Genomic DNA, 18,410 nt, shown 5'->3' with positions numbered 1-18,410 from the left:
CTCCAGTCTCAGCAGTTCGTGTCTACTTCGGCGCCATACGGATGGCGCCGTCGAGTCGGATGGTCTCGCCGTTCAGATAGCCGTTCTCGACGATGTGCTGCACGAGGGCCGCGTACTCGGCCGGCCTGCCGAGGCGCGCGGGGTACGGCACCTGCTCGCCGAGCGACGCCTGCGCCGCTTCGGGGAGCCCTGCCAGCATGGGCGTCTCCATGATCCCCGGGGCGATCGTGCACACCCGGATGCTGTAGCGGGCGAGCTCGCGCGCCACCGGAAGCGTCATCGCGTGCACACCGCCCTTGGATGCCGAGTAGGCGGGCTGTCCGATCTGTCCGTCGAAGGCCGCGACGCTCGCGGTGTTGACGATGACGCCGCGGTCGCCGGAGTCCGTCGGCGTCGCCTTAGCGATGATCGCGGACGCCTGGGACAGGACGTTGTACGTGCCGACCAGGTTGATGCGGATGATCCGCTCGAAGTCCTCCAGCGGCCCAGGGTCACCCTCGCGGTCGAGCACCTTCGCCGGGGGAGCGATGCCGGCGCAGTTCACGACGATGCGCAGCGGCGCCTCGGTGTTCGCCACGGCGACGGCGGCCGCGGCATCCGCTGGGCTGGTCACATCGCCGGGGGCGAACGCGCCGCCGAGCTCTGCGGCGAGCGCGGCACCGGCCGAACCCGGCAGGTCGAGCAGGGTGACGTGGGCGCCCGCCGCGGCGAGAGCGCGCGCGGTGGCGAGGCCGAGTCCCGAAGCACCGCCCGTGATGAGGGCGCCCGATCCCTGGATCTGCATGCTGTTCTCCTTCGAACGATCGTGCAACTCAGTTCCAGCTTACGCGGTTCCGAGTCCCACGCTGGCGGAGGGTGCCCGGCGGGTGTTGGCTGGAGCCATGGAACTGCGTCGCAAGCGAGCCTACGACACCGCCGAAGCGTCCGACGGGTTCAGAGTGCTCGTCGATCGGCTCTGGCCACGGGGCGTCTCGAAGGAGCGCGCGGCCATCGATCTCTGGGCCAAGGACACCGCGCCGAGTCCCGCCCTGCGCGCGGCATGGCACGCGGCATCCGACGACGAATGGGACGCGCACGCCGACCGATATCGGGCCGAACTCGCGCACGAGACGGCGCCGGCGCTGGCCGCACTGGCGGACGAGCTGCGCACGCACCCGGTCGTCCCGCTCGTCTACGCAGCGCACGACGCGCGGCGCAATCATGCGGTCGTGCTGGAGGCGGCACTTCGCGAACTGCTCTGAGGCTGTGCGAGCATCGATCAGGATTTGTGAACGCCGAAGGGATCCATCATGACCATCCCCGCCTCGTCGATCGACGCGCCGGAGCGCGTGCTCGAGCTCGCAGACGGTGCGGCGCTCGTCCCCGTGTGGCAGAACCAGCTCGGCGGGCTGACGTTCCGCACCGACGACGATCGCTTCATCAAGTGGGGTCCGCACGATCTCGAGGCGAACATGCGCGACGAGGCCGAACGGATGCGCTGGGCCCGGCGCTGGACGCGCGTCCCGGCCGTGATCGAGCAGGGTCAGGATGCCGAGCACGAGTGGCTCGTCACATCGGCGATCGACGCCCGCAGCGCCGTCGATCCGCGCTGGATCGCGGAGCCGGCTGCGGCCGTTCGCGCCGTCGGTGAGGGACTGCGGATGCTGCACGACGCGCTTCCCGTCGAGGATTGCCCGTGGGAGTGGAGCGTGGCGAACCGCTTCGCGAACGCCGAGCGTCGCGGCATCCGACTTCCCGAAGAGCTGCGCGGGGGACCCGAGATCGACCGTCTCGTCGTGTGCCACGGTGACGCCTGCATGCCCAACACGCTGATCGACGACGCCGGACGCCCGATCGCGCACGTGGACCTGGCCATGCTCGGCACCGGCGACCGCTGGGCGGACATCGCCGTCGCGTCGATGAGCACCGAGTGGAACGTCGGCCCCGGCTTCGACGACCTGCTCATCGAGGCGTACGGCGTCGAGCCCGACCGCGAGCGCCTGGCCTACTACCGCGATCTGTGGAACGCCGGCTGACTCAGGCCCCCACGAACCGGAACGTGCCGACCGCGACCGCTGCGACGATCGCCACCGCCATGATCGCGAGCCCTCCGACGAGCGCCACGGCATCCCTTCCGTGCAGGCGGGACGGGCGCGCCCAGGTGCGCTCGATGCCGGAGCCGAAGCCGCGGGCCTCCATCGCCATGGCGAGCTTGGTGCCGCGGCGCACGGCGAACACCAACAGCACGAAGGCCATCGAGAAGAACCGGCGGACGGCTCCCGTGTCGCCCACCCCGCGCGCCCGGCGAGCGAGCCCCATCGTGCGCCAGTCGTCGATGAAGAGCCCGAGCATGCGCGCACCGGCCAGGATGCCGAGCACGAACCGGCTCGGCAGCTTCGCGACCTGCGCGAGGGCGTCGGCGAGCTCGGTCGGATCCGTCCGCCCGAACAGCAGGATCGTCGGCAGACCCAGCGCGACGACCCGCAGGCTGACGGCGATCGCGAGCTCGATGGAGTCGTCGCTGATGGTGACGAATCCGAAGCTCCAGTAGATGTGACCTGCAGGTTCCGCGTAGAGCAGCATGCTGAGCCCGGCGATGGGCGCGAAGATCACGATCGGCAGCAGGCGCTTGAGGACCGTGCCCAAGGTCAGTCCGGTCAACGGCAGGCACAGCAGCTGCAGCGCGATCGCCACGAGGGCGCTCGTCACATCGATCGATGCGAACAGTGGCACCGACAGAGCGAGGGCGAGCACGAGCTTCGTCACGGGGTTGACCCCGTCGAGCCAGGCGACCTGCTCGGTCTCGACGACGGTCATGCGCTCACCCGGCTCTCCAGTGCGATGCGGTGCCCGCCGAGGTGTCGGATCACGCCCTCGTCGTGCGTCACAGCGACGATCGACCTGCCCCGGGCGATCTCCTCCTGCAGCAGGGCGACGAGCGAGATCCAGCCGCGGCGGTCCTGCCCGAAGGTCGGCTCGTCGAGCACGATCACCTCGGGGGATGCCGCGAGCACCGTCGCCACCGACAGCCGGCGCTTCTGCCCGCCGGACAGCGTGAACGGGTTCGCGAGCGCGAGCGGGGCGAGCCCCAGTCGGTCCAGCAACCCGTCGACCACGGCATCCGTCCGCGCCCGATCCCAGCCGAGCGCCTTCGGACCGACCGCCAGCTCGTCGCGCAGCGTCTGCGTGAGGAACTGATGCTCTGGCTCCTGGAACACCGTCCCGATGCGGGTCAGCAGCTCGCGCGACGACCACCGGAACGGGCGTCGGCCGGAGCGACCTGCCAGATCCGCTGCCGCGACCACCTCTCCGGCACGCTCGGGGATGAGGCCCGCCAGTGTGAGCGCCAGCGTCGACTTGCCCGCACCGTTGGGCCCCGAGACGACCGTCGCGCTGCCGCGAGGAACGACGACGTCGAGTCCCGCCTGGACGATCGTGCGCTGCTCGCGCGCGATCGCGAGATCGGATGCCGAGAGCACCGCCTCTCCAGTGGCCGCGTCGAGCTCGGGCAGGTGGATCCCGGCATCCGGAACCCACACTCCGGCATCGGTCAGCGCCGCGCCGTGCTCGGAGAAGACGCGGGCGGGCGAGCCGTCGGCCAGCAGCCCGCCGTCGGCGGCGAGCACGATGACGCGCGTCATGAGGTCGGCCCACACCGGAGTGCGGTGCTCGACGACGACGAGCGTCGCGCCGGTCGCATCGACCGCGCGCTCGACGCTCGCCCGCACCTCCCGGACACCCGCAGGGTCCAGGTTCGCCGTCGGCTCGTCCAGCAGCAGCAGGCCCGGCCGCATCGCGAGCGCACCGGCGAGCACGAGCCGCTGCTTCTGCCCTCCGGACAGCGCCTTGGTCGGCCGGTTCAGCGGCACGTCGAGCCCGGTCGCCTCGAGCGCTTCGGCCACGCGGCCCGGGATCTCGGATGCCGGAACGCCGAGGTTCTCGCATCCGAACGCGATGTCGTCGCCGACCTTAGACAGCACGATCCCGGCATCCGGGTCCTGCAGGACCAGCCCGGTGCGGCCACGCGCCGATTCCGGGGCTGCCCCGTCGATCAGCAGCGACCCGGTGCGTACACCCTCGTCTGCGTCGCCGAGGACTCCGGCGAGACCGGCGAGAAGGGTGGACTTCCCGGCCCCGGACGCTCCGAGCAGCAGGACGCGCTCACCCGGTTCGATCGTGAACGAGACGTCGCTGACGGCCGGCGCCTTCCGGCCCGCATAGCGCCAGCCCCACCCCGCGGCTTGGACGCGCACCGGGGCGTTCATGCTCAGCTCAGACCTCGCGGACGAGTTCTCGCCCCGCCGCGAAGCGATTCAGCGCCCCGGTGACGGCGAGCGCTCGGACGAGCAGCCATCCGACGACACCGGCGAGGATCGCCCCCGAGATCACGAGGGTGGTCAGGTAGATCGCGTTGAATTCGAGCGACTTGAGGATGTTCGGCGAGCTGCCGCCGAAGAACTCCCACACCCACGCACCGACGGCGGCGCCGACGCCCGCCAGCATCGCGACCGCGATTCCGAAACGGCGGTAGAAGAACAGCGCGAAGACGAGCTCGGCCCCCAGCCCCTGGGCGATGCCGGACAGCACGGTGCCGACGCCCCACACGTTGCCGATGAGCATCGAGACGATGGCGGCGACGACCTCGACGACAAAGGCGGCGCCCGGCTTGCGGATCACGAGGCCGCCGATCACTCCACCGATCAGCCAGATGCCGACGGCGATGCCGCCGAGGCCGGGGGTCAGCGCATCGGCAGCCCCGAACCAGGCCCCGCCGATGATGTTCCAACCCCAGAACAGCAGGCCGATCGCGACGCCGAGAACGGCGGCGACGACGATGTCGACGACGCGCCAGCGGTACGGGTGCGTGACGGCGGAAGCCGTTGCTGCGTCGGTTGCTTCTGCGGAAGCGGATGCGGACATACTCATCTGATCTCCTCCCTGCGCCGGCATGATCCGGATCAGGTTCGACGGTCGAAGCGCGGATCGCTTCCTCTCAGCCCGGCTCGCCGGACTCCCGTGGGTTGTGTGGACGATCATACTCCTCGGCCAATGCGGCGTTGTCACATGCGGATTCGGTACCGTATTCAAGTGACCCTCGATGAGCAGACCGACGACAGCGGTGCCCTGACGCGCCGTGAGCTGCGTCGACGCACGGGGGCGATCCCGGTGGCCACGGATGCGGATGCCGTCGGAACGGTCGACGCGACGAACGCGGATCCGGACGATTCGGATACGCCGACCACACCGGTGGCCGTGACGCCCGAGGCTGCGGACGACGCCGTCGACGAGCCGTCTGCCGCCGACGCCGCACCGGCCGTGCCGGCCGCATCGACAGGACACGATGCGGATGCCGAGGCGGTCGAGAAGTCCGACGCGGATGCCGAGCTCGCCACGCTGCTCGCGGACCAGACCGGGGCTGCGCAGCAGACGGCCGCGTGGGCCGACGAGAACTCTCCGGCGACGGCCCTGCTCTGGGTGGATCCCGTCGACGTCGAAGCAGCGACGCAGGCGGCACCTCTCGAGGCGCCGGCCGCGAACGGTGATGAGCCCGATCTGCTGGTGGGCGCTCCGCGTCGCGGATTCCTGCAGCCCGGCATCCTTGTGCCGCTCGGCACGCTCGTCGCCCTCGGCGTCGCCTACACCGCCACCACTCTGCTGTGGCCTCTCCACGAACTGCCGCCCACGATCGAGGCCGTCGCCGTGACGCCGGCCGGCGCGACGGCGGCCGCCATGACATGGCCGGCTGTCGGGAGCGCCGGCGTCAGCGTCGAGGGCATCAGCTCGGCGGCGTCCACGACGGAGACAGCGCCGATCGCCAGCGTGACCAAGGTCGTGTCCGCGATGCTCGTGCTCGACGCGCGGCCGCTGCAGCCCGGCGAGCAGGGTCCGGAGTACGCGTTCGACTACGGCGACACCGTCGAGTACTGGTCGTACCGCAGCGACGACCAGTCCGCGCTGGATGTCCCGGTCGACGGAACGCTCACCGAGTACCAGATGCTTCAGGGCATCCTTCTCGGGTCGGCGAACAACTACATCGACCGCCTGTCGGACGAGATCTGGGGCTCCGACCGCGAGTTCGCCGCCGCCGCAGAGCAGTGGCTCGCGGCACGCGGGCTGAACGACATCACGATCGTGACGCCGGCCGGACGCAACGACCGCAACGTCGCCTCACCGGCATCGCTGACCGCCCTGGCCTCCATCGCCATGGCGAACCCGGTCTTCGCCGAGATCGTCGGCACCGCTTCGGTGGAGCTGCCCGGTGCCGGCCTCGTCACCAATTCCAACGGCCTGCTCGGCGATCCGGGGATCGTCGGGATCAAGACCGGCTCGCTGGACGACGACTACAACCTGCTCAGCGCCAAGGACGTCACGGTCGGCGACACGGATGTCCGCATCTATGCGTCCGTGCTCGGTCAGGAGAGCGACGAGGAACGGCTCGCAGCCAGCCGCGCGCTGTACGAGCAGGTCGAGGCGCAGTTGCAGGCCCAGGGTCCTGCCGTCACGGCGGACACGGTCGTCGGTGAGATCAGCACGCCGTGGGGCGCGAGCGCCGAGATCGTCACGGATGCCGACGCGAACGTCGTGCTCTGGAACACGACCGTGCCCACCGCCGAGGTGACGTTCGATCTGGGTGATACACGAGAATCCGGCGCGGCCGTCGGCTCGATGAGCGTCACGGGTCCGGTGAACGCGGTGGAGATTCCCGTCGTGCTCGCCGAAGAGCTCGAAGGGCCCAGCGCCTGGTGGCGGCTGACGCATCCCTTCGAACTGCTCGGCGTCACCGACTGACACCAGCGTGCGTCGCCGAGGTGGCGCGTTCGGTCGCGTGAACGCGTGCGAGGCGACCACACGCGACCCTCCCCCGCTCCGTGAACGACGAAGGGCCGCCACCCGGATGGGTGGCGGCCCTTCGTACGCGCGGGGTCAGGCCTTGTCGTCGGATTCCGGCTCGCCGGCCGCGACAGCGATCCCGGCGTCTTCCGCCTCGTCCGCGTCACCGGTGACGACCACGGGGGTCGACGCGGTGAGCGCCTCTTCGGCATCGATGTCGGTCGCCGCCTGCTCGAACTGCGACTGGTACAGCCGCCAATACGCGCCCTGCGCGGCGATGAGCTCGTCGTGCGTGCCCTTCTCGACGATGTCGCCGTGCTCCATCACGAGGATGAGGTCGGCGTCGCGGATCGTCGACAGACGGTGCGCGATGACGAAAGACGTCCGGCCCTGTCGCAGCGCCGCCATGGCGTGCTGCAGCAGCAGCTCGGTGCGGGTGTCCACAGCGCTCGTCGCCTCATCGAGGATGAGGATCGAAGGCTGCGCCACGAACGCGCGGGCGATCGTGATGAGCTGTCGCTCACCCGCCGACACGTTCGACGCGTCCTCATCGAGGACCGTCTCGTAGCCGTCCGGAAGCGCATGCACGAACCGGTCGACATAGGTCGCCTTCGCAGCCGCGAGCACCTCGTCGTCGGACGCCGTCGCGCGGCCGTACCGGATGTTCTCCAGGATCGAACCGGCGAACAGCCACGGGTCCTGCAGCACCATTCCGGTCCGCGAGCGGAGATCCGAACGCGTGAGATCGGCGATGTCCTGACCGTCGAGCAGGATGCGCCCGCCGCTGAGCTCGTAGAAGCGCATGATCAGGTTGACCAGTGTCGTCTTGCCGGCACCGGTCGGTCCGACGATCGCGACCGTCTGACCGGGCTCCACCCGGAAGGACAGGTCCTTGATCAGCGGACGCTCCGGTGTGTACGAGAACGAGACGTTCTCGAACTCGATGACGCCCTTGCCGTCCTCGAGTTCGGGGGCGTTCTCGTCGTCCGCCTCCTGCTCATCGGCATCCAGGAAGTCGAACACCCGCTCCGCCGAGGCGGTACCGGACTGCACGACCGCCGCCATGCCGCCCAGTTCGCTGAGCGGCTGGGTGAACTGCTGCGAGTACTGGATGAACGCCTGGACATCACCGAGACGGAGCTGGCCGCTGGCGACCATGAGACCGCCGAGCACCGCGATGCCGACATACGTGAGGCTTCCGACGAAAGTCATGGCGGGCATGATGATGCCCGACAGGAACTGCGCCTTGAAGCTCGCCTGGAAGAGCTCCTCGTTCTCGACCTGGAACTTGTCCAGTGCGTCCTGCTCACGGCCGAAGACCTTGACCAGCGCGTGACCCGAGAAGGCCTCCTCGACGCGGGCGTTCAGTCGGCCGACCTTGCGCCACTGGGTGCCGAACGCCTTCTGCGAGTGGGGGCCGATGACGCCGAAGATGACTCCCATCAGCGGCAGTGCCACGAGTGCGACGAGCGCGAGCTGCCACGAGATCGTGAACATCATCCAGAGCACGCCGATCACGGTGAGGATCGACGTCAGCGCGCCCGAGAGCGACTGCTGCATGGTCTGAGTGATGTTGTCGATGTCGTTCGTGACGCGCGAGATCAGCTCACCACGCTGCACCTTGTCGAAGTACGACAGCGGCAGACGGTTGATCTTCGCCTCGACGTCCTCGCGCAGGCGCCACATCGTGCGCACCATGATGACGTTGATCACGTAGCCCTGGATCCAGGTCAGCAGAGCCGCGCCGACGTAGATCGCCAGCACCGCGATGATGATCCAGCGCAGGCGGTCGAAGTCGATGCCGGCACCGACCTGGAAGTCGCTGAACGCCGCGACCATGTTCGCGAAGTCGTCCTGCCCCTGGGCGCGGAGCATCTCGACGATCTGCTCCTGGGACGTCCCGGCTGGAACGCCCGAGTCGCCGAGACTCTTCGAGATGAAGCCCTCGTAGATGATGTTGGTCGCCTCGCCGAGCACCTTGGGCGCCGCGACGGTGAGGACGACGCCGATCGCGCCGAGGATCGACACGAAGACGAACCACAGGGCGGACGGCTTGAGCAACCCGATCATGCGACCGAAGCTCTTGCCGAAGTTGTCGGCCTTGCCCGGCGCGACCGCGTCCCAGTCGCCCGAGTTCTGGCGCGCCTGCTCCGCGAGCTCGGCTTCGTACTGCTCGTCGGCTGTCAGCTGTTCCGGAGTGCTCATGCGTCCACCCCCAGCTGCGACTCGACGATCTCACGGTAGGTGTCGTTCGACGCGAGGAGCTCCTCGTGCGTCCCGACGCCGACCATCGTGCCCCCCTCGAGGACGACGATGCGGTCGGCATCCGTGATGGTCGACACTCGCTGAGCGACCACGATCTTCGTCACCTCCGGCAGCTCTCGCCACAGCGCTTGTCTGAGGCGGGCATCGGTCGTGAGATCCAGTGCCGAGAACGAGTCGTCGAACACGAGGACCTTCGGCTGGTGCACGATCGCGCGCGCGATCGCGAGACGCTGACGCTGACCGCCGGAGACGTTCGTGCCGCCCTGCGCGATGCGCGAGTTCAACCCGTCGGGCATCTCCTCGACGAAGTCGCGACCCTGAGCGATCTCGAGAGCCTTCCAGAGATCGTCGTCCGTGGCCTCCTCGCGCCCGTAGCGGAGGTTGGATGCGACGGTGCCGGTGAACAGGAAGGGCCGCTGCGGGACGAGCCCGATGCTGTCCCACAGTTCTTCGACATCCGCTTCGCGGACATCGGTGCCGCCCACGCGCACGGCGCCGCCGGTGACGTCGAACAGACGCGGGATCAGTGAGATGAGCGTTGTCTTGCCCGCGCCGGTCGAACCGACGATGGCCACGGTCTCACCCGGCTCCGCACGGAAGTCGATGTTCGTGAGCACCGGCGACTCCGCTCCCGGGTACGTGAACTCCACACCCTCGAACAAGATGGCTCCGGGCGTCGGGAACTCCGTGACGCCGTTCTCCGGGCGCTCCAGCGTCGAGGCCACATCCAGCACCTCGCCGACGCGCTCGGCCGAGACGGCCGCGCGCGGGATCATGATCGCCATGAAGCTGGCCATGATGACACCGCCCATGATCTGGCCGATGTACTGCATGAACGCGAACAGCGTGCCGACCTCGACGTTGCCCTCGTTGATCTCGATGCCGCCGAACCAGATGACGGCCACGACCGTGACGTTCAGGATCAGCATGAACAGCGGGAACAGGAGCACGAACAGCGAACCGATCTTGCGGCCGAGGATCATGATGTCCGTGTTCGCGCCGCGGAATCGCTCTTCCTCGATGTCCTCGCGGACGAAGGCGCGCACGACGCGGACGCCGGTGAGCTGCTCGCGCATGATGCGGTTCACGTTGTCGAGCTTGCGCTGGTTGCGCCGGAACAGCGGCACCATCCGGCCGATGATGAGCCCGGCGAGGATGAGCAGCACCGGGACGGACACCGCGATCAGCCAGCTCAGGCCGACGTCCTGCTGAACGGCCATGATGATGCCGCCGATCGCGAGCATGGGCGCCATGACGAACATGGTCGCGCCCATCATCGCCAGCATCTGGACCTGCTGGACGTCGTTGGTGTTGCGGGTGATGAGCGAGCCGGCGCCGAACTGCGACACCTCACGCTCGGAGAAGCCGCTCACGCGCGAGAACACGTCGGCGCGGATGTCACGGCCGATGCTCATGGCGGCGCGGGCCGCGAAATAAGTGGCGATGATCGAGGCCGTGATCTGACCGAGCGAGACCATGAGCATGAATGCTCCGGTGCTCCAGATGTAGCCGGTGTCGGCCTGCGCGACACCCTTGTCGATGATGTCGGCGTTCAGCCGGGGCAGGTACAGCGTGGCCAGCGCGCTGGCGAACTGGAACACCAGGACGCCCACGAGCAACGGCCAGTATTTGGAGAGATAGCGGAACAGGAGTTTTCCGAGCATGGATATTCCTTCTGAGCGGCGGACCCGAATGGGCCACCAGATAGCGTGCCACGCCCCACGGACATTGCCCAGAGGATCCGGGCGTTATCCGCTCAGGGCGAACGAATTCGGCCGGTCGGAGCAGATATCTGCACCGTGTCCAGCTATCTCAGGCGAACAGCGGCACGCTCGGCACGAACTCCCGGGCGCCGGCCCCGGCATCCGGAGCGAGCTCGGCGATCGTCGCCGGTTGCCAGCGCGGCGTACGGTCCTTGTCGACCAATTGCGCACGGATGCCCTCGACGAGATCCGGGTGGTGGTGCACGAACCAGAGCACCCGGCGATACTCCCCCGTCAGCGCAGCGCGGAGGTCGCCCTCGCGCGCTTCGCGCACCGCCTCGAGCGTCACGGCGAGTCCGGTCGGGGCGAGCTCCGCGAGCACAGCCGCCGTCTCGGATGCCGCGGGCTCCGGCCGCTCGGACAGCCGACGCAGGATCTCGCCGACGGAGTCGGCCGAGAAGACCTCGTCGATCCAGGCCCGCTCCGCACGCAACGAGGACGGCTCCGGCGTCTCGTCGAAGAGCAGGACGAGTTCGGCTGGCCCGGTGGGGTCGGCCCGATAGGCGAGCGCCTCGCGCAGCGCATCCAGGTTCTCAGAGGGCACGTAGTGGTCCGCAAGCCCGGTGTAGACGGCATCCGATCCGTTCAGCGTGCGCCCGGTGAGGGCGAGGTATTCGCCCAGCCGGCCCGGCGCACGACCCAGCAGGTAGGTGCCGCCGACGTCAGGGGTGAAGCCGATCCGGGTCTCCGGCATCGCGAGCTTGGAGCGCTCGGTGACGATGCGGATCGCCGCGTGACCGGCCAGGCCGATGCCGCCGCCCATCGTGATGCCGTCGGCGAAGGCGACCAGCGGCTTCGGGTATTCCGCGATCAGCGCGTTCATCTCGTACTCGGCCCGGAAGAACTCCGCCGTGCGATCCGGCTCCCCGTTCCGGATCTGATCGTAGAGCGCTCGTACGTCTCCTCCGGCGCAGAGTCCGCGGCCTTCGCCGTCGAGCAGGACGATCTGGACGTCCGTGTCCATCTTCCACGCTTCGAGCGCTCGGGTGATGTCCTGGATCATGCCGAGGTCGAGGGCATTGATGGCCTCAGGGCGATTGAGGGTGAGTCGGCCGAGCGCACCCTCGGCACGGACGAGGACTCGGGATGCTGCGGGCTGATCGGTCACGGATGACACGTTACCCGCTGGCGGTTTCCGCCCTGATAATGCACGATTTTCAGGGATTTCCGACAAGATAGAGAGGACTGCCCAACAAAGAGAGGTCCCGATGCCCGACGGACAGGTGCTCGAGTTCGACCGTGTGACGAAGCGCTTCAGCGACGTCACCGCCGTTTCCGATTTCTCGGGACGGGTCGAACCAGGCGTCGTCACCGGGTTCCTCGGTCCGAACGGCGCCGGCAAGACCACCACGCTGCGGATGCTGCTCGGCCAGATCCGCCCCACCTCGGGAACCGCGACCATCGGTGGTGCGCAGTACTCCGATCTGAAGCATCCGGCGCGCGTCATCGGTGCCATGCACGAGGACCCCGGCTTCCGCCCTCGACGCACGGTCGAGCGGCACCTCATCGTCGCGGCGAAGGCGAACGGCATCGCGCTGTCGCGCGTCTCGGAGGTCGTCTCGTTCGTCGGTCTCGATGGCGAAGCCGGCACCCGCATCGGAGCCCTGTCGCTCGGCATGCGTCAGCGGCTCAGCGCGGCGACCGCCCTGCTCGGCGACCCCGGAGCGCTCGTCCTGGACGAGCCGGCGAATGGTCTGGATCCCGAGGGGATCCGCTGGATGCGCATGCTCATCCGCGGACTCGCCGACGAGGGACGCACCGTCCTGGTGTCCTCGCACGTGCTGAGCGAGGTCGAGCAGGTCGCGGATGAGATCCTCGTCATCGCGCATGGGGAGCGGAAGTTCGCCGGCTCGCTCGCTTCACTGGCGGACCCGACGTCCGGGCCCGTGGTCGTGGATGCCGTGGATCGCAGCGGCCTCACCGGCGCGCTGAAAGCGGCCGGCTTCGAGTTCGAGGTGCTGCGCTCCGGCCTCACCGTTCGCGGCAGCGACGCCAAGACGATCGGCACCGTGGCCGCTCAGGCCGGGGTCGCGCTGACCACGCTGCAGCAGCGCGGACCGACGCTCGAGGACGTCTTCCTCGACCTCGTCAACGACCGACCCGTGCAGTTGCGCAAGCCGGAAGTCGCCGATGCGAAGGTGGCGGTTCCGATCGTTCCCGCGCCTGCCGTCGTCTCGGCCGATGCGGATGCCGAGCCCGCTGACGTCGCGGCCGAGAACACCGAACCGGAAGCGGACGTCGACTCCGCACCCGCGGACGCCGAGGCCGCAGCGGCAGATGCAGAGGCCGGGTCGGACGATGCCGAGCCCGCGACCGCGGCTGACGCAGCCGATGCCGAGCCCAGGACCCCCGAGCCCGCGACGGACGCCGACGAGGACGGGGCAGCCGAAGCCGCTCCTGCGGTCGCGGCGGATGTCGTCGCCGAGAACGTCTCAGCCCCGAACGTCGACGGCGACGAGGACGACATCTCAGCCGACGAGGTCGACTCCTTCGCGCCCGTGTCTGCGGCCGACGATCGGCCGCTGCCCGGCGTCTCCGGTCTCGCGGCCGCGGCGGCCGGGCTCTCGCAGTCGAACGACAGCACCGACACGTCGCCGACCCCCGCCGTCTCGGACGCCTGGGCCGCGATCATCACCGGACGACCGCTGGATGAGACGGCTGAGGAGCACGCCGAATCCGAGCAGTCTCCCGAATCGGTCGATTCCTCTCCGGATGCCGCGGAGCCGGAGCAGTATGAGCACTCCGATGCTGCCGACGCCGATGCTGCCGTTTCAGAGCCCGACGCCGAGTACACCGAGTTCGCGCACGAGGAGCATGTCTCCGAGGGCGATGGGACGCCCGGAGAGCACGACGAGCACGAGCACGGCGAGCACCAGGAGCACCCGCGCTCCTGAGGGTCAGATCGGGCGTGGTCGGATGACCGGGCGGCCCTTGCCCTTCACGACGGGTGTCGGCGCTGTCGCGACGATCTCGACGACGTCCGCGAGCTCCTCCGTCACGTCCAGCCGAAGCGCCTGCGTCAGCGCGAGGCCGTGCCGGGTCGTGAAGATCAGCCGCTGATAGAGCTCGTCGCCTTCGAGGTCGATGACGACGCTCGGGCGTCGACGACGGATGAGGACGAAGTCGGTCGTGCCGGCCCCCTTCCAGGTTCCGGCGGCGAGGATGCTCGGAATGTGCGTGCCAGGGCCGGGGACGCCGCGCAGCCATGTCCACGCGTCGTCGGTCAGCTGGACCTTGGTGATGGTGTCGCGCGCGACACGGATGTTCTCCCGATGGAATGTCGCGGCACGCTCGACGGGCGAGAGCACGACCTCGAGCTGCGTCTGATCCAGCAGCAACGTCACCATGACTCTCAGTCTGCCAGCGTCCCCCTGCGAGATGTCTGCGACTTGCTCACAGGACGGCAACGATCCGTTGTGAGATTCCTTCTGCGTTACGGTCGTGCGGCCAGTGCAGCGGCCGCGGCCGCGGCCAGAAGCGCGCGCTCGATCCGTTCCAGGGCGTCGTCATCGTGGGCTGCGGTGAGGAACCACGCCTCGAACACGCTCGGCGGCAGGGCCACCCCCTGCTCGCGCATGCTGTGGAAGAACGGCGCGTACCGGAATGCCTCCTGCGCCTGCGCCTCGGCGTAGTCGCGCGGCGCCCGTTCGGCGAAGACCACGCCGAACAGACTCCCGGCTCTGGGCACGGCGTGCACGACGCCGGCCTCGGTGAGTGCGGCATCGAGGGCATCGGCGAGGCGGGATGCCGCGGCATCCACCCGTGCGTAGACCTCGGGTGTCGCCAGCCGCAGCGTCGCGAGCCCGGCGGCCACCGACAGCGGGTTCCCTGACAACGTCCCCGCCTGGTACACCGGCCCGAGTGGAGCGAGCAGATCCATGATCTCGGCGCGGCCGCCGAGCGCTGCCAGCGGCATCCCTCCGCCGACGACCTTGCCGAACGTGATGATGTCGGGCAGGTACACGTCGCCGGCCGAGGCCTGCAGACCCCAGAAACCGGCGGGGTGGACGCGGAATCCGGTCAGCACCTCGTCCAGGATGAGCAGCGCGCCGTGCGCGTGCGCGGTGTCGGCGAGGAAGGCGTTGAAACCGCGCTCCGGAGCGACGACGCCCATGTTCGCCGCGGCCGCCTCCACGATGATCGCCGCGATGCGGTCGCCGTGCTCGGCGAAGACCTGCTCGATCGCGGCACGGTCGTTGTAGGGCACCACGAGGGTCTGCGCCGCGATCGGCGCCGGCACGCCTGCCGACCCGGGCAGCGCGAGCGTCGCCACCCCGGATCCCGCTGCGGCCAGCAGACCGTCGGAGTGGCCGTGGTAGTGACCGGCGAACTTCACGAGCAGGTCGCGCCCTGTGGCCCCGCGGGCGAGACGGATCGCCGTCATCGTCGCCTCGGTGCCGGTGGAGACCAGCCGCACGCGCTCCACCGGAGCGTGCTCGCCGACGCGGACGCGGTCGACGATCAGGCGGGCGAGCTCGACCTCCCCCTCGGTGGGGGCGCCGAACGAGAGGCCGCGGGTCGCCGCATCCTGCACCGCGGCGACCACTTCGGGATGCGCGTGGCCGAGCAGGGCGGGCCCCCAGGACGCCACGAGGTCGATGTACGTGTCGCCTGCGGCATCCGTCACCGTGGCGCCCTGCGCAGAAGCGAGGAAGCGCGGCGTCCCGCCGACGGACCCGTAGGCGCGCACCGGCGAATTCACTCCGCCGGGGGTCACCGCGCGAGCGGCGTCGAACAGGTCGTCATTGCGGTCGGTCATGTACGAGTCCTCGTGTTCCGTGTCAGTGCACCGCGGTCGTCAGCGCCGCGAGGATGCGAGCCAGCCCGCGGCCTCGGTCGCCCAGTACGTGAGCACGGCGTCGGCGCCGGCACGGCGGATCGAAAGCAGCGACTCGAGGATCGCCGCCCTGCGGTCGATCCAGCCGTTCGCCGATGCGGCCTCGATCATCGCGTACTCGCCGGAGATCTGATATGCCCAGACGGGAATATGCACGCTGTCGCGCACTTCGCGTAACACGTCGAGGAACGACATCGCAGGCTTCACCATGACGATGTCCGCCCCCTCGGCCTCGTCGATCAGCGCCTCCCGGACGCCCTCGCGGCGGTTCGCCGGGTCGAGCTGGTACGTGCGGCGGTCTCCGGTCAGCTGCGAATCGACCGCCTCGCGGAACGGACCGTAGAACGCGCTGGCGTACTTGGCCGCGTACCCGAGGAGCAGCGTGTCCGTGAAGCCCTCGGCGTCCAGGGCATGACGGATCGCGGCGACCTGACCGTCCATCATGCCGCTGAGTCCCAGCAGCTGCGAGCCGGCGCGCGCCTGCGCGAGTGCCATCGCGGTGTACCGCTCCAGAGTGGCGTCGTTGTCGACGGAGCCGTCGGCCGCCAGCACGCCGCAGTGTCCATGGTCGGTGAACTCGTCCAGGCACAGGTCGGTCTGCACGACGAGCGCGTCGCCCACCTCGGCCGCGAGTGCGGCGGTCGCGACGTTCAGGATGCCGTCCGGATCGTCCGCACCGGAGCCGATCGCATCGCGCACGGCAGGAACGCCGAACAGCATCACGCCGCCGACGCCGGCCTCTGCGGCCTCGACGGCTGCGCGTCGCAGCGAATCCAGCGAGTGCTGCACGACCCCGGGCATCGAAACGATCGGAACGGCCTCGTTCACGCCCTCGCGGACGAACATCGGCAGGACGAGCTGCCGCGGCAGGACATCGGTCTCGCGCGCGAGGTCGCGAACGGCCGCCGACTGCCGGAGTCGGCGAGGGCGGATGTCGGGGAAGCTCACGGTGCGAACTCGTCTGCCGCGTGCGGGAGCGTGAAGTGCGACACGGCCTCGATCAGGGCATCAACGGTCTGCTTGTCGGCGACCACCTGGATGGACAGCCCCGCCTTGCGGGCATCCTTCGCGGTCCTGGGCCCGATCGCGGCGAGCAGGGTCTCGTCGGGGATCTCGGGGAACTGCTCGCGGACCTGCTGCGCCACGGATCCACTCGTGATGAGGATCGCGTTGATACGGCCGCTGTCGACATCGCGGCGGATGCGGTCGGTCACCGGGACGCCGACCGTGCGGTACGCGACGACGCTCGACACGCGGTGGCCGGCCTTGACCAGCGACTTCGAGAGCACGGGCTTGGCGATCTCGCTGCGCAGCGCGAGGATGCGACGCGGCTTCGACTCGAGCGCGATCAGCTGCGCGGCCATTCCCTCTGCCGAATTGTCCTGCTCGGGGACGAGAGTCACCTCGTAGCCCGCGGCCTGGAGCGCAGCCGCCGTCGTCTCGCCGACCGCCGCGATCTTCGTCTTCTTCGGGACGACGGCGCGGTGCGCGAACAGCACATCGACCGTGGTGGCGCTCGTGACGGTGAGCCAGTCGAACTCGCCCGCGGCGAGCTGCTCGAGCGCCGCGTCGAGCGCGGCCTGATCGGTCGTCGGGCCGAAGTTGATCAGCGGTGCGACGACGGGCACGGCGCCCTGCGAGCGGAGACTGGCGGCGACGCCGTCGCCCCACGGGCCTCCTCGCGGGACGAGGACGCGCCAGCCGGCCAGCGGCTTGTCATGCTTCGATTCGGATTCGGTCATCAGGATTGCTCTCGGGGAACCAGGTCGGCCGCCCCTTGTCCGAGCAGCCGACGGGCGACAGACAGCCCGATATCACGTGCTGTGTGCATCGGGTCCGCACCATCGGCAGCATCCGCACCATTGCCACTGCCGTTCAGACGAATATACCCCTGGTTCAGCGGCTCGGTGACGTCGAGCCCGATCCGCCGGCTGCCATCGACCGCGTAGACGACCGTCCTGATCCGCACCGAATCGCCGTCCACGACGGCGTGCGCGGCCATCGGCGCCTGGCATCCGGCATCCAGACCTTCGAGGATGCCGCGTTCGACCTCGACCGCGAGATGCGTGTCGTGATCGTCCAGCGCGGCGAGGGCCGCATGCAGTTCTGCCGGAGCATCCGTCCGGGTCTCCACGGCCAGGGCTCCCTGCCCAGGAGCGGTGGGCCACTCGGCGAGGCCGAGCTCCTCGCGGTGCAGACGCGTCTCGCTGCCGAGCCTGGACAGGCCAGCCGCGGCGAGGATCACGGCATCCAGCTCACCGGATTCGACCCTGGCCAGGCGCGAATCGACGTTCCCGCGGATGTCGACGATCTCGGCCTCCGGCGCGCGTCGACGCACCTGCGCGATGCGGCGGGGCGACCCTGTGCCGATGGACGAGCCGGGGCGCAGCGCGTGCAGCGGGGTCCCGCCTCGGGTGATCGCGACGTCGCGGGCATCTTCACGCGGCGGGGTCGCGGCGATCACGAGTCCCTCGGGGATGGCGGTCGGCAGGTCCTTCAGCGAATGCACGAGGAAGTCGCACTCGCCCGCGAGCAGCGCTTCGCGCAGGCGGGTGGCGAAGATGCCCATGCCGCCGATCTCGGACAGGGAGGCACGATTCGTGTCGCCCTCGGAAACGATCGGGACGAGTTCGACCTGACGGCCGGAGATCTTCTCGAGTGCTGCGGCGACGTGGCCGGACTGCGCCCTGGCGAGGGCGCTTCGACGAGTGCCGAGGCGGATCGGAGTGCTCATC

Annotated in this window: 16 protein-coding genes and 1 riboswitch; of the genes, 4 read left to right on the top strand and 12 right to left on the bottom strand. The window is 69.4% G+C overall.

Annotation, left to right across the window (positions count from 1 at the left end; translation table 11 throughout):
• Positions 1–22: 22 nt before the first annotated feature.
• Positions 23–784 carry an SDR family NAD(P)-dependent oxidoreductase gene (locus ACI7YT_RS01710; RefSeq protein WP_406248577.1) on the bottom strand — a complete coding sequence of 254 codons (762 nt, stop codon included), beginning with the start codon at positions 782–784 and terminating at the stop codon, positions 23–25.
• A 97-nt stretch (positions 785–881) separates the two neighbouring features.
• Between ACI7YT_RS01710 and ACI7YT_RS01705 the strand changes: the two genes are divergently transcribed.
• Both ACI7YT_RS01705 and ACI7YT_RS01700 read left to right on the top strand, forming a co-directional pair.
• Positions 882–1,241 (top strand): DUF488 domain-containing protein, encoded by a 360-nt coding sequence (locus ACI7YT_RS01705; protein WP_406248576.1) that lies wholly within the window; start codon positions 882–884, stop codon positions 1,239–1,241.
• A gap of 48 nt (positions 1,242–1,289) precedes the next feature.
• Positions 1,290–2,015, top strand: a complete 726-nt coding sequence (locus ACI7YT_RS01700; protein ID WP_406248574.1) for a phosphotransferase — start codon at positions 1,290–1,292, stop codon at positions 2,013–2,015.
• Position 2,016: 1 nt separating this feature from the next.
• On the opposite strand, the gene ACI7YT_RS01695 is transcribed toward ACI7YT_RS01700, so the two are convergent.
• From ACI7YT_RS01695 to ACI7YT_RS01685, 3 genes are all read right to left on the bottom strand, one after another.
• Entirely contained in the window at positions 2,017–2,796 is a 780-nt protein-coding gene (locus tag ACI7YT_RS01695; protein ID WP_406248573.1) for an energy-coupling factor transporter transmembrane component T family protein, read from the bottom strand.
• Positions 2,793–4,244, bottom strand: coding sequence for an ABC transporter ATP-binding protein (locus ACI7YT_RS01690; protein ID WP_406248571.1), 1,452 nt, complete (start codon positions 4,242–4,244; stop codon positions 2,793–2,795). Before ACI7YT_RS01690 ends, ACI7YT_RS01695 begins: the two co-directional genes overlap by 4 nt.
• Before the next feature lie 7 nt (positions 4,245–4,251).
• Positions 4,252–4,899 (bottom strand): ECF transporter S component, encoded by a 648-nt coding sequence (locus ACI7YT_RS01685; protein WP_406250471.1) that lies wholly within the window; start codon positions 4,897–4,899, stop codon positions 4,252–4,254.
• A riboswitch (TPP riboswitch) is annotated at positions 4,898–5,007 on the bottom strand. (Overlaps the previous gene by 2 nt.)
• A gap of 60 nt (positions 5,008–5,067) precedes the next feature.
• Here ACI7YT_RS01685 and ACI7YT_RS01680 point away from each other — a divergent pair.
• The gene (locus ACI7YT_RS01680; RefSeq protein WP_406248570.1) at positions 5,068–6,768 is read left to right on the top strand and encodes a D-alanyl-D-alanine carboxypeptidase; all 1,701 of its coding nucleotides are present in this window, start codon (positions 5,068–5,070) and stop codon (positions 6,766–6,768) included.
• Positions 6,769–6,903: 135 nt separating this feature from the next.
• Here ACI7YT_RS01680 and ACI7YT_RS01675 read toward each other — a convergent pair whose 3' ends face one another.
• From ACI7YT_RS01675 to ACI7YT_RS01665, 3 genes are all read right to left on the bottom strand, one after another.
• Positions 6,904–9,015, bottom strand: coding sequence for an ABC transporter ATP-binding protein (locus ACI7YT_RS01675; protein ID WP_406248568.1), 2,112 nt, complete (start codon positions 9,013–9,015; stop codon positions 6,904–6,906).
• On the bottom strand, positions 9,012–10,739 hold the full coding sequence (locus ACI7YT_RS01670; protein ID WP_406248567.1) for an ABC transporter ATP-binding protein: 1,728 nt from the start codon (positions 10,737–10,739) through the stop codon (positions 9,012–9,014). Before ACI7YT_RS01670 ends, ACI7YT_RS01675 begins: the two co-directional genes overlap by 4 nt.
• 148 nt (positions 10,740–10,887) lie before the next feature.
• Entirely contained in the window at positions 10,888–11,946 is a 1,059-nt protein-coding gene (locus ACI7YT_RS01665; protein ID WP_406248565.1) for an enoyl-CoA hydratase/isomerase family protein, read from the bottom strand.
• Between the two features lie 100 nt (positions 11,947–12,046).
• On the opposite strand from ACI7YT_RS01665, the gene ACI7YT_RS01660 reads away from it, so the two are divergent.
• Complete coding sequence (locus ACI7YT_RS01660; RefSeq protein ID WP_406248563.1) at positions 12,047–13,732, top strand: ABC transporter ATP-binding protein; 1,686 nt, start codon at positions 12,047–12,049, stop codon at positions 13,730–13,732.
• Positions 13,733–13,735: 3 nt separating this feature from the next.
• Here ACI7YT_RS01660 and ACI7YT_RS01655 read toward each other — a convergent pair whose 3' ends face one another.
• The 5 genes from ACI7YT_RS01655 to hemC all read right to left on the bottom strand — a co-directional run bounded on the left by ACI7YT_RS01655 (position 13,736) and on the right by hemC (position 18,409).
• On the bottom strand, positions 13,736–14,185 hold the full coding sequence (locus ACI7YT_RS01655) for a hypothetical protein (protein WP_376176373.1): 450 nt from the start codon (positions 14,183–14,185) through the stop codon (positions 13,736–13,738).
• 86 nt (positions 14,186–14,271) lie between these two features.
• Positions 14,272–15,597: a glutamate-1-semialdehyde 2,1-aminomutase gene (gene hemL, locus ACI7YT_RS01650; protein WP_406248561.1), complete on the bottom strand. Its 1,326-nt coding sequence runs from the start codon at positions 15,595–15,597 to the stop codon at positions 14,272–14,274.
• Between the two features lie 39 nt (positions 15,598–15,636).
• Positions 15,637–16,623, bottom strand: coding sequence for a porphobilinogen synthase (gene hemB / locus ACI7YT_RS01645; RefSeq protein ID WP_406248559.1), 987 nt, complete (start codon positions 16,621–16,623; stop codon positions 15,637–15,639).
• Entirely contained in the window at positions 16,620–17,417 is a 798-nt protein-coding gene (locus ACI7YT_RS01640; protein WP_406248557.1) for a uroporphyrinogen-III synthase, read from the bottom strand. The genes hemB and ACI7YT_RS01640 overlap by 4 nt, the downstream gene beginning before the upstream one ends.
• On the bottom strand, positions 17,417–18,409 hold the full coding sequence (gene hemC / locus ACI7YT_RS01635) for a hydroxymethylbilane synthase (protein WP_406248556.1): 993 nt from the start codon (positions 18,407–18,409) through the stop codon (positions 17,417–17,419). Before hemC ends, ACI7YT_RS01640 begins: the two co-directional genes overlap by 1 nt.
• Between the last annotated feature and the right edge of the window lies 1 nt (position 18,410).

It is taken from the genome of Microbacterium sp. M (genome assembly GCF_045181065.1).
Lineage (GTDB): Bacteria > Actinomycetota > Actinomycetes > Actinomycetales > Microbacteriaceae > Microbacterium.
Note: the sequence above shows the minus strand (reverse complement) of the source record. Positions and strands in the feature narration are given on the sequence as shown.